Annotated in this window: 10 protein-coding genes; 2 read left to right on the forward strand and 8 right to left on the reverse strand. The window is 47.4% G+C overall.

Annotated features, from left to right (window positions below; all coding sequences use genetic code 11):
* Window positions 1–4: 4 nt before the first annotated feature.
* On the reverse strand, window positions 5–1,564 hold the full coding sequence (locus tag Q0K92_RS01455; protein WP_297324019.1) for an adenylyltransferase/cytidyltransferase family protein: 1,560 nt from the start codon (window positions 1,562–1,564) through the stop codon (window positions 5–7).
* Between the two features lie 310 nt (window positions 1,565–1,874).
* Between Q0K92_RS01455 and Q0K92_RS01460 the strand changes: the two genes are divergently transcribed.
* A complete protein-coding gene (locus Q0K92_RS01460) occupies window positions 1,875–2,543 on the forward strand; it encodes a hemolysin expression modulating protein (RefSeq protein WP_297324020.1) in 669 nt (222 codons plus the stop codon).
* A gap of 98 nt (window positions 2,544–2,641) precedes the next feature.
* Here the strand turns inward: Q0K92_RS01460 and Q0K92_RS01465 are convergent, their stop codons facing one another.
* From Q0K92_RS01465 to Q0K92_RS01490, 6 genes are all read right to left on the reverse strand, one after another.
* Window positions 2,642–3,610, reverse strand: a complete 969-nt coding sequence (locus Q0K92_RS01465; protein ID WP_297324021.1) for a hypothetical protein — start codon at window positions 3,608–3,610, stop codon at window positions 2,642–2,644.
* 225 nt (window positions 3,611–3,835) lie between these two features.
* Window positions 3,836–4,384, reverse strand: coding sequence for a transcription elongation factor GreB (greB, locus tag Q0K92_RS01470; protein WP_297324022.1), 549 nt, complete (start codon window positions 4,382–4,384; stop codon window positions 3,836–3,838).
* Window positions 4,385–4,396: 12 nt separating this feature from the next.
* On the reverse strand, window positions 4,397–4,729 hold the full coding sequence (locus Q0K92_RS01475; RefSeq protein WP_297324023.1) for an SMR family transporter: 333 nt from the start codon (window positions 4,727–4,729) through the stop codon (window positions 4,397–4,399).
* Between the two features lie 33 nt (window positions 4,730–4,762).
* Window positions 4,763–5,728: a 2-hydroxyacid dehydrogenase gene (locus Q0K92_RS01480; protein WP_297324024.1), complete on the reverse strand. Its 966-nt coding sequence runs from the start codon at window positions 5,726–5,728 to the stop codon at window positions 4,763–4,765.
* An 80-nt stretch (window positions 5,729–5,808) separates the two neighbouring features.
* Window positions 5,809–7,014, reverse strand: a complete 1,206-nt coding sequence (locus Q0K92_RS01485; protein ID WP_297324025.1) for a hypothetical protein — start codon at window positions 7,012–7,014, stop codon at window positions 5,809–5,811.
* Window positions 7,015–7,073: 59 nt separating this feature from the next.
* A complete protein-coding gene (locus Q0K92_RS01490; protein ID WP_297324026.1) occupies window positions 7,074–9,971 on the reverse strand; it encodes an EAL domain-containing protein in 2,898 nt (965 codons plus the stop codon).
* Between the two features lie 181 nt (window positions 9,972–10,152).
* On the opposite strand from Q0K92_RS01490, the gene Q0K92_RS01495 reads away from it, so the two are divergent.
* Window positions 10,153–10,830 (forward strand): thiopurine S-methyltransferase, encoded by a 678-nt coding sequence (locus tag Q0K92_RS01495; protein WP_297324027.1) that lies wholly within the window; start codon window positions 10,153–10,155, stop codon window positions 10,828–10,830.
* 17 nt (window positions 10,831–10,847) lie between these two features.
* Here Q0K92_RS01495 and Q0K92_RS01500 read toward each other — a convergent pair whose 3' ends face one another.
* The gene (locus tag Q0K92_RS01500; RefSeq protein WP_297324028.1) at window positions 10,848–14,174 is read right to left on the reverse strand and encodes a PAS domain S-box protein; all 3,327 of its coding nucleotides are present in this window, start codon (window positions 14,172–14,174) and stop codon (window positions 10,848–10,850) included.
* Window positions 14,175–14,651: the final 477 nt, after the last annotated feature.

The following is a 14,651-nucleotide window of genomic DNA, read 5'->3' on the forward strand; positions in this document are numbered from 1 at the left end:
ATCCCTACTGATTCTTTGTGCTCACTTCCCTACTTCCCGCACCTTCCAGAATGCGCATGACCAGATCGGATGTTGAAATACCGGGCGTGTACGTTAGTTCATGAATCATTTCGGCTGGCAATGACTCGCAGAGTTTGTATTTATCCAAGCGTTCCTGTTCCGATGCGCATGCGAAGGTATAAATATCGAAACCATGCTGTTGCATAAATTCTGCAGAAACATTCGCCGGGGTTTCGGTCATGACGGCATCCACATATTTGCAGGCGGCAACGACCATCGCACGTTCAGCCTGTTTCATGACCGGCAACTTGCCCTTATTTTCCACCACGCGCTCATCGGAAACCACGCAGACCGTCAAATGCGTGCCCAATGCGCGGGCCGCCCGTAAAAAATTGACATGGCCTTCGTGAAACAGATCAGCCACCATGCGGGTATACACGCGTTTTTGCTGCTGATTTCTCGGCCACACGGGAATTTCCCGGTTTAAACGCGTCATGGCCCATTCTAACCACTGACGGCTGCGCAGCGCCCATACATCATCGGGATCCTTCAAAGCGACCTGATGTGCATAGCACCAGGCTTTAGCCAAATCGCCGATTAACCAGCATTGCACCAACCTGTGATACGCGTAACAGCGCACCAGCAAAGTGAAGCTTTCCAGATTGAGCGCAGATATCACCGTATCCCAATGCGGATTCGGTGTGCGCCAGTCTCCATAAAATGCCGTCAGGATTGTTTCCGGTTGCTGCGGAAACCAGACTGGGCCGTAGTCAGTACTGCGCTGCACCAAATCAAACCGAGGAAAAACCGACACGCGCTGATAGTCAGCGGGATGATCAGGTAACGAAAAACCGCCTACTAACTGTTGTCCTCTCGTCTGCAAACCGCAAACATCCAGCGTCACCCCCAATTCCGGATGCACATAATCGCGATAACTCGCATAGTCAATCCGCATCGGGGGTCTGACCCACCCGGCCTGTTCCAGTACAGCGCAACACGCATCCCAGGATTCCATCCATACCGCAATGTCCAAGTCCTTGTCAAAATCCAGCAAACATCCGTTGCGCACCAGACCCAGTAAAGTCCCCGCATAAGGAAACGCCGGAATTCCCAATTCGGCCAATTGCGCACAAGTCGTCCACAATAGCTTCTCTGCTTTCCCAGAAACAAATATATTTTCATCGGATTGCCGGGTTTTCTTTTTTTCCCGATGGGGCGGAATCTTCCCCGCTTTCGCCAATACCAGCAAATGATCTAAAGCACGGACAAAATGACCGTGTGCAGCGGATAAATCCAATAAAATGAAATTTGCTGTTCCCAGAACATGCGCCCAATGCGTTTTATGAAAATCACTCTGTACATGTGCATAAATCTTTGCTGCATAAGCCGGCACATCGGCGGTGCGATCAGTGCGCATTGCCAGCGAGCACCACAATCGCGCAACATCCTGTGATAACGGATAGTCGTTTTTTAATGGCTCCAGAATCCTATCCGCGTCGTTCAGCTTGCCTGCGGAGATTAAATCCCTCGCCCGCAGCAACAATTCATCCAGCTTCTTGCTCATAGCTTATCGTCGATCATTTTGTTTTTATTCATAAATTATGCGTTTCATACAAGCATAGCGCATGTCTAATATTAAACATTGCATTTTAACGATTATTCACTATAATAGGAATAATTCTCATTAGTGTTTTTCCCCTTTAATGAGATGATAAACAAAATGATTGTATAAATCAGCGAGCATCTCCGGAAATTCAGAATTTCAGGCCGTCTATGTTTTTGCAAATAATCAATGTTTGATACGGTTTGGGTTTTTAGAAATGTTCGTAATCCATAAAAAGCTTTAATGCAGCAACACATTAGGAGACAACATTATGGCAATAACCCGTGATCCCCGCCCGAGCCTGGGCTCAGGAAGCATCAAGTTTATTGATGGCTTCCCTTTTGAAGGACTTGGATCTGCAGGATTCAGTGACAATGATTTATTGATCATCGGCGATGACTTAGACAATAACGGCGACAGCACAGACAATGATCTGACCGGTGGTTCAGGCAATGATGAAATAAGAGGTGCGGGCGGCAACGATATCCTGAGAGAAGGTCTCGGCAACGGCATATTGAATGGCGGAGACGGCAATGACGATCTGGACGGACAAGAAGGCACCGAGAAGCTGTTTGGTGGTGCAGGAGACGATATTCTGCGCGCAGGCGGTAGCATCCCGGCTAACACACCCGTCCCACCTGGCCAACCGGCTGGAGACTACGACAGACTCACTGGTGGCGAAGGCTTCGACACATTTGGATTCTATGGCGTAGGCACGTTTGAAATTACCGATTTTACACTGGGTCAAGACCGCTTGTTCTTCGATTCAGAAATACTCGGGATCCATCAACTCTCGGAATTGACCCCGTATATCACCGGCCTTGATGACCGTGGCGATAGCGGCTTTACCGTTGAATTCGTAGGCGGCGCTGCATCTATTGAACTTGTCAATGTGAATATAGACTCCATCACAGCGGGGATGATCGTTTTCAATTTGTAAGCAGCTTAAAGCAAATCAACGTTAACTTCTCTCAGTTACTTCCAGTCTCCGGCTGGAAGTAACGATGCCAACCGCCAACTTAGAATACAGTAAAAAACTCACTGTTCAGTTTTATTTCCCACCCCAAAGTACTGAGCAATAAGAACTATAAAATCAGCAATATCACGAATGCTCCTTGCCCCGGTAAAAAGCGTGCCATTCTCGATCATGTCACTCCATAAGAAAATCCCCAACCCACCAAGCTTATCGTGTTGACTCAATACGTAAGCATAAGTGTACATTTGCTTCAGTATTGTTTCAGCACTGTCAAAGCTATGGTCTGCCAGAAATGCTCCGGTCACTAAAAACATCTTGCGCCCTATCGAATTAGTTGATTCCAGTGCGTGCATAGCATCCCACACCCATGTTCCATACTCGATTTGTGAGTTATAACCATGTTCCGATGACCCACAGTAATCAAATTCACCATAACAATCAAACCCCAAGTACTCCGCATCATCAAGCATGATCACATTCTCATTGGGATATTGTTTCTTTTGCTGTACCAATTCAATCCAAGCCTCGATATGCATCACACCGGCCCCTGGGAATTGCTTCCTTAATAGCTGCCCCACCAATCGTAACGTCGACAAGGTTTCTACATAACGATTTTCAACATCGCGACAAGCTTTGGATTTGCCTTTTTCACATGCCGCCCTAACTGCCGCTAGAGGCTCATCCATTAAAAACAAAATTTCAGCGGGGCGTATGCTGGACTTTTGTATCGCATCGATGATCGCATCCGAATCATCGCGATACATCCCGGTTTCTTTATCAAACAATAGACTGCTGATGGTGATTACAGGCAACATCTGGTGTGTATTGGCATTGAGGTATTGCGTAATCTCGCTGGCAGTTTTCGGTGCAACTCCAAACGCATTGCTGAACGTTTTGATTTCCTCAATGTGTTCCACCTGCGCCAGAAACGGTCCGATTATTTTCTGGGGTCGATCCGTATTAAAATAGGATCCGTAGGTATTCATCGAAACCAGCAATGTAACTACGATAAAAGCAATGCGCTTACTCATCATACCCTCCATCTTCTAACCGATGGCTCAGTATGAAGTGGTGGTGAATATTGTTCTGTGAGAAAACCCACCAGCACTTATGCAATATAGCGCTTTCTTTTAATTGCATTAAATTTCAAATGAAAGGTAGTGAAAAGCTATCGCGACAGCCGCATGACTGTTGTAAATTTAAAGTAACAACCGGAGGCAAATTGCCATCTTACTGTGGGCGACGACAATCCAATTTCATAACGTTTCATAGCGAATTTCCACCACCTCCAACTCTTCCACGCCAACCGGCGTGTGCAACGACACCGTATCGCCTTCACGCGCCTTGAGCAGCGCCTTGGCCAGCGGGGAAATCCAACTGATGCGGCCACGACCGGGGTCTACTTCGTCCATGCCGACGATACTGTAGGTATGCTCCTCGCCTTTGGCATTACAGATAGTCACGGTGGCACCGAAAAATACCTGATCACATGCACCGCGCCGGGCGGGATCGACCACTTCAGCGTTATCCAGCCGTTTGGACAAGAAACGCAGGCGCCGGTCAATTTCGCGCAAGCGTCTTTTACCGTAAATGTAATCGCCATTTTCCGAACGATCACCATTGGAAGCCGCCCAGGTAATGGTTTTAACCAATTCCGGGCGCTCTACTTTCCACAATTGATCGAACTCTTCCTTCAACCGCTGATGTCCGGCCGGGGTGATATAGTTCTTCACACCCTGAGGTAATTTCGGCGTGCCGTCGAGATCATCATCATCTTCGTTTTCCTTGGTGAATGCTTTACTCATACTGATCACTCGTTAATGTGTAACGGTTTGGGAAAAGATGTTGATGACCGCAACCCCGGCAATGATCAGCGTCAGACCGATCACAGCGGGAATATCCAGCGATTGTCCGAGAAAAAGCCAACCACTCAGCGCGATTAATACGATTCCTACACCAGACCAAATCGCATAGGCTATCCCAACTGGAATGGTTTTGAGCGTCAGAGAAAGCAGGTAAAAAGCCAGCAGATAACCAACTACAACCACCAGCGACGGCCATAAGCGGGTAAACCCTTCCGTCGATTTGAGGCATGACGTTGCAATCACTTCGCTGACAATCGCGATGGCAAGAAGAATCCAATTCTGCATTTTGATCACTCCAATGGTTTGCGCCAGCCGATATTAGCCCGGCACGTCAATAATCTGATTAAACGATTTGTGCTGAAGAAAGTTGCTGATATTGCCGGCCAATTGATCCAGCAAACGCTGCCTGGATTCCCGGCTGGCCCAAGCGATATGCGGTGTGACAATCAGGTTCGCCGGTTGCTGCCGCAATATCAAGTTATCCTTGCCCGGTGGCTCGCCCTGTATCACATCGATGGCGGCACCGGCAATGCGGCCGCTGGATAAGCACTGCAACAAATCCGCCTCATGCACCAACCCGCCGCGCGCAGTATTGATCAGATACGCGGAAGGTTTCATCAATTCAAATTCGCGGCGGCTGATCAGATGCCGGGTTTCTTGTGACAATGGACAATGCAGCGTTATAAAATCCGCCTGCTGCAACACGTCATCGAACGCTGTTCTGTCGGAACGCGGTGGTTTACCCTTATACTCCGCAATCAATACCCGCATGCCGAAGGCTTGCGCCATATGCGCCACCGCATGTCCCAGTTCGCCGTAGCCGATGATGCCAAGCGTTTTGCCCGACAGCTCTTGGATACCGAAATCCAGTGGACAGAAAAAAGTGCTGGCCTGCCAACCGCCCCGTTTCACCAATTCCTGATAGTCGACAAAACGGCGCGCCAGATTCAACATCAGCATCAACACATGCTGCACCACCGAAGGCGTGGCATAACCGCGCACATTGCAAACCGGAATATTGCGTTCAGCCGCAGCTTGCAGATCAATATTGTTGTACCCGGTAGCAGCCACGCAAATCAGCTTTAGGCGGTCCGCCGCCGCAATTGCCGCACGACTGATAAATACTTTGTTGCTGACAACCACCTCGGCTGCACGGATACGCACCAACACCTCCTGTTCGGAAGAGTCATGATAAAACTGCCATGGCGATATCGCTCGCTCCAGCGCCGTGCAATCCATATCGCCACGGGTCACAGAACCGAAATCAAAGAAAACAGCACGCATCGAATCGCTCCAACCAAGCATTCCTCATTACGTTCGGAATGACAAATAAGGGTTACTCAGCATTTTTCTAAAAAACTAAACTATTTAGCAATCGTAATGCTCGGCACGCCGATACGTGGAATGTCAGTAACAGTCATCTGAAACAACAGAAACAATAACTGGAAAGCATCGCGATTCCAGCGTGCATGCGGGCCTGTGGTATTGACAGCATAAAAGCGGTCATTCCAGCGGATAGAGAAATCGGCATCAGCAGGCGGCGTACTGGCAACCACGAATCCCATGGTCAGATCAGGATTCTCATCGCCAAGGATGGGCGGCGTTCTTGGGTCCTTTCTCACGTGATAACCCAGTTCGTCACCGAGCGCCTTGCCGAGAAAGCTTAGAATCGCATGGAAGCTTCTCAGCCGGAAAACCCCATTCATCGGCCACTCTCCGCCATAGTGACCGGCACGGATATCGAAAGCAATATCACTGACATCCCATTCCCGTGCGCGCTCATTGAGTTTTTCGCGGTCATCTTCGGAGAGCATATCGGGATCATAGTTGGTAATCAGAATCGGTCCCTGAATTTGCTTGCGCATTGTAAAAGTGTTGTCTTCGTTATTGTAATGCACGACAAATTCCTTTTGCAGCGACTGAAAGCTGTCGGGTGCAATCGAACTGGCGGGAATCGTCCAAGTGTGTATCAACGGCAAGGGCTCAGCGTATAATTGATTGCGATCCTGAATCGCCGAAAGGTGCAATACTACCCGGCGAAACATCTCATAACCGCCCGTGTCCGCCGGGCTGTTGTGATAGACGTTACGCTGTTCGTCCTGCAACAAGCGCACTTCCTGCGCCATCATGCGTAATAACAGATCAACATCAAAACGCTGGCGCAGCAGCAAAGTTAGTTTGCTCTGTGGAAAGGGTGTGAGCAAGCGCTTGGTAAAATCTTCCCCTTCGATTGGAACGATGCTGATGGTGGGACTTTCCGCAACACTGCCGCCAAAAACCGGCAGTATCGATGTGCCCGCAAGTCCTCCCAGTGCAGGCATTGCACCTGCATTGGCTTGAAAATTAAAGGTAGCCGCGATATTCGACACTGCGGTGAAATGAATTGGCTGACGGTGATGAGCACGTACGATATTGATCAGTAGCTGCTGAGACAAGGCGTCGGTGACGGCGTCGTCATACGCCAACACGGCGCGATTCAACGCCAGCGGTGATATGCAGCCGGTAAGGATACTCAGGATCAGCACGATCTGCAGTAGTCGCAGCAAGCATGTATGACAAACGGATTTCATGGGTTTTTTTCAGTCCGGGTAATGAGATTGGCGCTATCAAGCAGCATTCTCTCATTCTGTTACAGCGTGATCAATTTTTCGAATTCTTCGATAGGGATAGGCGGCGAATAAAGAAAGCCTTGCACATAATCGCAACCGAATTCAATCAGCAGATTTTGTTGTTCCTGTGTTTCCACCCCTTCGGCAATGGTCTTGATATCCAGCTTATGAGCCATCATGATAATGGCCTCGACCAGTGCCCGATCAATTGGATTGTTATTCAGGTTACTGATGAACGAGCGATCTATCTTGATATAGTCGATATCGAATTCCTTGAGATAGGAAAGTGATGAAAACCCGGTACCAAAATCATCGATCGATACTTGGATGCCGTTATTGCGAAATTCCAGCAAGAAATTTTGCACAGTCAGCGTGCTTCTCAATAACAAGCCTTCAGTAATCTCTACATTTATGCAGTCACCCGGCAAACCACAATGGACGAGCTTGTCATACCAGCCCGGTCGATCCGATGTCTGGAACTGAATCGGTGATTTATTAATACTCACTTGAATAATATAACCAAATCGATCAAGCCATTGCTGAATATGCGCAATCGATTGATCAAATACCCATTCGCCTATTTTTACAATCAGCCCACTTTCTTCTGCCAGCGGAATAAACGTATGTGGATTAATCATGCCACGGCAGGGGTGTTTCCAACGTAACAAGGCTTCCGCCTTAATAATGCGCCGTCGGGACAAATCCAGGATGGGTTGATAATAGACATGCAATTCATTGCGTTCCAATGCTTTTCTCAAATCATTGGTGAGCATCATTTTTTCATTGGCTTTATGCTGCAACGACGGTGTGAAATAACAATAGCGATCGCGCCCCCCCTGTTTTGCCGCATACATTGCCTGATCCGCATGTTTCATTAAACTTTCAATATCCATGCCGTCTTCCGGATAGAAAACGATGCCGATGCTGGTAGAAATATGATAGTCGGCCTGGTCAGGCAGGAAATTGAACGGCTGATTCAGTTCACAAATAATGTGCCGCGCAATCTTTTCCACATGCTGCCTGAAATCGATACTGGGCAGAATAATGGCAAATTCGTCTCCGCCAAGACGAGCGACGGTATCGGTATCGCGGACGCATGATTTAATACGCTGCCCGACTTCCTTCAGCAGTTGATCTCCCGCGGCATGACCCAGTGTGTCATTGATATCCTTGAAGTGGTCCAGGTCGAGATATATCACTGCCAGTAGTTGTCCGCTACGGTGCGCTTTTCTGGTTTCCTGGCCTAATCGATCTTTAAACAAGAAACGATTGGGCAACATGGTCAATTGGTCGAAATTGGCTTGAAATAGGATGAGTTCCTCTTTCTGTTTCTTTTCAGTGATATCAGAGAATTGCGTTACATAACCATACACCTGGCCGTCCGGACGGTGAATCGCACTGATGTTCAGCCAGCGGGTACGAATCGTGCCATCCCTGTGACACCCCCAAATTTCACCCTGCCAGTGATTTTTCTTCTGAATATCCTGCCATATGCTCCGGTAAAAAATCTTATCGTGACGTTCGGAGCAGAAAATTCGAGGATTCTTACCCACGACCTCTGATAACTCATAACCCGTCAAGCGCGTGAAGGCCGGATTTACCTGTTTTATCAGATTATTTTCATCGGTGATCATGATCGCTTCACCGCTGGTCTGATAAATTGCATCCGCCAGTAACATGGAATCAAACGTTTGCCTGAGGCTGGTAATATCCCGATTGGTACCGATCATGCGTATGGGCTGCCCGGCAGCATCGTATAATACGGTGGCGATAGCATGGATATAACAAATCGTGCCATCCGGTCTGCAAATGCGGAATTCAGTATTGAAATCCCTTTTCTCGCATAGCGCTATTTGAATTTCTTTTTCTGTCTGTTGTAAATCTTCCGGATGAATACACATACACCAATGCTCGTATTCTCCGCGAAAATTATCTTGCGAGACCCCATACAGCACAAACATTTGATGATCCCAAATCAGTTTGTTCTGAACGACATCCCATTCCCAGATACCGATGCCTGTCGTGCGTGTTGCCAGCGATAGGCGTTGCGAGGTCAGGCACAGCATGTCCTCAATTCGCTTGTGCGCAGTGATATTGATGAGCGCTAAAACCCAGGTTTTCCCAAACAGGGGATGATCAAAAGTAGAAATCGTTACATAGCACCAGAAAATCGTTCCATCCTTCTTGAGGCTATAGGTCTCGCCAGTCCATATGCCGGCTCGCTCAATCTCAGTTGCAATCGAATCTGTGATGACCAGAGGACCTGCCAAAGTGGAAATATTGATACTGTTGATGTGTTGCCCGAGCAGTTCATCAACGCCACAGCCAAATCTGGTTTCAAATTGCGGATTAGCGTAAACGATCTGCTCATCGTTAGCGCGAATAAGGCATACCCCGATGGGCAGGCCCTGTAATATATTGCTGTGAAAACGCAACATATCCTCCGCCAGCTTACGTTCGGTAATATCAGTGGAAATTCCAAATTCGCCAATGATCTGACCTTGATCATTCATCATGGGGCTTTTGACGGTCCAGAAGAACCGTGTTTGTCCTGATGACTTGATGATCATTCTTTCTTCGCGCTTAATCGTTTGCCCAAACTCAATCACGCGACTGTCGTCAAATATCAAGTCATCCGATAGCGTCAAATCAAAGAATTCTTTATCTTCACGATCGATAATTCCTTCAGCCGGTGCACCAAAAAGATCGACAACATTCTGATTGACATAAGTGTAGCGCCCCGCTCTGTCTTTCGTGTAAATGCAAGCATCCACCTGATTTAGAATGTCTTCTAGTTGATTAATTTTGCTTTCCAATGAATTTATCATGGAACTTGCTGCTGAGTTGGATGAATGCTCCGCTGAAGACGGAATAAATGCTCTTTTGCGATCTGTTGTGGTTTTATCTTTCGATGACATGATTTGTGTTCACTTTCTCCAACTAATACTTTTAAACACAAATGCTTATGATAGCAATACTCTGCACGTGACTATTTACAACTTTCCGTAGTGTGTTACAAAAAAACAACATTTACTATTACTATGTTCAGCCAGCAGGAAAGCTTATTGACACCTCTCTGCATAAATAAATGATACCCGGATGAAAAAAGAATATTGGTTCGATCGATGGAAACGCGAAGAAATCAGCTTCCATCAAAGCACGGTTAATCCCTATCTGCGTAAATACTGGCACAGGCTAGCGCTGGCTCGAAACAGCACGGTATTTGTACCCTTATGCGGTAAAAGCCGCGATATGCTTTGGCTGCGTAAACAGGGACATGATGTGCTGGGTGTTGAATTGAGCAGCCTTGCGGCGCAGGCATTTTTTATAGAAAGCGGCCATATACCGCAATGCACCACCAGCCATACATTCAAGCGCCTGGAGGCGGATAACATTCATATTTTATGCGGTGATTTCTTCGATCTGTGCAGCGATGATCTGGCAAAAATCACGGCGGTATACGATCGCGCAGCACTCATCGCTTTGCCACCGGAAATACGCGAGCAGTATGTGCATCATCTGTTGAACATCCTGCCACCGGAGGTGCAAATCTTACTCATCACACTGGATTACCCTGATTCCGAAATGGCAGGCCCGCCCTTTGCAGTTACTATCGATGAAGTCATGACACATTATCAGTCACATTTTGAGATCACACTGCTGACAAGCCAGGATGTGCTGACACAGAATCCGCGCTTTCGGGAGCGCGGTTTGAGCCGATTGCAGGAAAACGTCTTGTTACTGAAACCGTACCGCGTTATGGAAGCGGACAAATAATGAGTCACTCTGGCGGATTATATTGTTAATATACGGCCCGGTTGCTCGGCAAGCAGTTTCTCAAATGCCTTTCCTTTGATCGGTTTTGAATACAGAAAACCCTGCACATAGTCACAACCGAAATGACTGAGCAGATCTTGCTGTTCTTTCGTTTCCACACCTTCGGCAATGGTCTTGATATCCAGCTTATGCGCCATGACGATGATCGCTTCCACCAATGCACGGTCAGTTTCACTGTCAATCAATTGATTAATAAAAGAATGATCGATCTTGAGATAATCAATATCAAATTTCTTGAGATAGGATAGCGAGGAAAACCCGGTGCCAAAATCATCGATCGATACTTCGATACCGTTATTGCGAAATTCCAGCAAGTATTCCTGAACAACAACCGAATCCTTTAACAACAAACCTTCAGTAATTTCCACATTGATGCAATTTCCGGGCAATCCAAGCTGAGTCAAGCTGTCCAGCCAAGTGAATTTGTTCATGAATTTAAACTGGATCGGCGACATATTGACGCTGATTTGAATGACGTAACCCTTGCGCCTTTGCCATTGATCGATCAGGGCAATCGATTGTTTAAATACCATCTCACCAATTTCCAGGATCAAACCGCTTTCCTCCGCCAGCGGAATAAAAATAGTTGGACTAATCATGCCCCGCCGCGGGTGTTTCCAGCGCACCAGCGCCTCCGCCTTAATCAGACGTCCGCTGGACAATTCCAGGATCGGTTGATAATGAACTTGCAGCTCATTCTTTGCGATCGCCTGCCTTAGATCATGAATCAGTGCCATTTTTTCATGCGCTTCGCGCTGCATGGAAGGCGTAAAGTGGCAGAAACGATTACGCCCTTCCAGTTTTGCGGCATACATTGCCTGATCAGCATGCTTCATCAAGCTTTTCATGTCCGTTCCATCTTGTGGATAGAACACAATGCCGATGCTGGTGGAAATATAATAATCCGTTCGATGCTGATTAAAATTAAACGGCTTATTCAAACTCTGAATAATACGCAATGCAACGGCTTCAACCTGTCGATTGTCCACGAAGTCCGATAGGATGATCGCAAACTCATCCCCGCCCAGGCGCGCCACAGTGTCAGTCTCGCTGATACAGGATCCGAGGCGCGTGGCGACTTCTCTCAACAGATCATCGCCTTTGTCATGCCCCAATGTATCATTGATATCTTTGAAATGATCCAGATCCAGAAACAGCACGGATAGCGGAAATTTAGTGCGGCGCGATTTCTTGATTTTCATTTCCAACCGGTCTTTGAATAAATTGCGATTGGGCAGACCCGTTAACTGATCGTAGTTCGCTTGGGATAAGATGAGTTCATCTTTCTTCTTTTTCTCGGTAATGTCCGTGAACTGCGAGACATGGTAATGAATACGCCCATCCGGATGCCGGATGACACTGACACTGAGCCATTTGGCGTGAATTGTGCCATCCTTGCGCAAATCCCAAATTTCACCTTGCCAGTGATCTTCATTGGACAACCGTCGCCGTATATCCTGATAAAAAACCGGATCATGCCGCCCTGAGCGAAACATTTCCGGGCTCTTACCCATGACATCCGCCATGTCATAGCCGGTCATACGGGTAAACGCCGGATTAATTTGTATGATCAAATCATTCTCATCCGTCACCATGATGGCTTCATTACTCGACTGATAAATGGTCGCTGCCAAGCGCATCGACTCATAAACCCGCTTTTGTTTAGTAATATTCTGATAAATGCCGAGTACGCCGATGATTTCATTATGGCCGTCACGCAAAGGTACTTTGGACGTTCGCAACCAACTAATCTTTCCATCCGGGGTGGTTTGCGGTTCTTCATAGCCGAGCTTGGGAATGCCTGAATCGATCACCAGATGATCATCGTTACGATAGCGCTCCGCTTGCGCCGCCCAGCTCCACTGAAAGTCATCCGTGCCAATCATGTCCTGTACGGATTGCGCCCCGGCATCCTTGGCAAAAGCGGAATTGCAACCCAAAAAACGTAATTGTTCGTCTTTCCAGAAAATGCGTACTGGTGCTGTATCGATGATCGTCTCGAGTAAATTGCGTGATTCGGCCAATGCGGCTTCCTTCATTTTTCGATCGGTAATATCAGTGATGGTACCCACATAACCCAGTACATCGCCCTGCTGATCGCGCTCCGCCTGCGCATGACCCAGAATCCAGGTGATGACTTGTTCTTTGGTTTGAAAACGATACTCGGACATGAATTGCCGCTGGTACTGCACCGCCCTGTTCCACTCGTTCATCACCCGCTCACGATCATCCGGATGAATCGCAGTAATCCATCCATAGCCTGAGGCTGTTTCCATGTTCATACCGGTAATACTGCACCAGCGTTCATTGACATACAGGCATTTACCCGTGGCATCAGTACGGAATATCCCGACCGGTGCTACTTCAGTCAGGCTGCGGAAAAGTTGTTCATTATTGCGCAGCGCCATTTCCATCTGTTTTTGCAGGGTAATATCAACCAATACGCCCTGCCAGTGCGTACTGCCATCTTCTTCCCGATGCGGTATGGAATAACCACGCAGCCACTTCTCACCGATTGGCGATTGCACAGGATATTCGTACAGCCAAGGCAACAGCTTTTCCTGTGAATCAAGAATGGATATTTCCAACTCGGGTAATGCATCCGGGCGAATCTGTTGAAACACAATTTCAACATTGGCCATACATTCAGCGGGGGAACGCCCGATTAAATCAGTAATTCCCTCGCTCATGAAGGGAAGCGAGCGACGACCATGCGCATCAATACAAAACTCAAACACCGCGCCCGGTATGCTGGCGATAAGATTACGAAAACGTTTTTCACTCGTCTGCAGTTCTATGGTGCGCTGAATCACGGCTTGTTCAAGATTTTCTTTGAGCGCCAGAATTTCCGCTTCCGCTGCTTTACGCTCGGTAATATTGCGAAATATGCCGCGTGTCGCAATCGGCACATCGTCTATGGAATAAAGGCTCACATTGCCTTCCACCATGATAATCCGGCCGGTTTTTGTCAGAAATGGCACTTCAATGAGCCCAACATCTTCACCCGCCATGATACGTTGCATGAATTTCTGGCAGTGCGCATGATAATCGGGGTGAATGATGCTGAAAACATTCAACGTTGCCACTTCTTCCGCTGTATACCCCAGTACTTCACGCCAGGCACGATTGACAAAGAGAAAATGCCCATCCGGCGCAACGCTCTGAATTAAATCTCTTATACCATCGAACAACTGACTCAGCTGTTCTTCGCTTAGGATAGTGGCAATTGGAATCGCCACATTCATTTGGGAAGATTTTTCTAGCGCTATATCATCGTTATTCATGAAATGGATTTACATAGGGAATATGGAAACGTGAATCGGAATAAGCGTATGCTTCAATTCTGGCAGTGCTGCACAAGCGGTATGATTTTAATCCAAAATATAAGAAAATATTAAGCAAAAATGACCGCACGCTATAACTATCTGATACTGAGTATCTTGAACCGGCGGTAATACTGCCAGCTTATACTTGACTCGATGCGATCATCATGCACTGACAATCACGATAATCCGCATCAGTTGATGCCGTCACCCACAAAAATTTGTTGAGTAGTAAAGCACTATAGCATATCATATTGCGTAATTTTCAGTATCCTGTCCCACCAACGATCACTCCGACTTCCATAAAATCGAATTTTCACAGGCAATTTAATGTTCATCAGCGTTAAATCTCAAAATAGGCATTGGCCCATCCAGCTCGCTGCGGTGGACCCATCATCCGCCAAGGATTTTCGCGACCGCATTCAGGCTTTTGTTGCC

The sequence above is a fragment of the Nitrosomonas sp. genome, from assembly GCF_024282095.1.
In the GTDB taxonomy this organism is placed as follows: Bacteria; Pseudomonadota; Gammaproteobacteria; order Burkholderiales; family Nitrosomonadaceae; genus Nitrosomonas.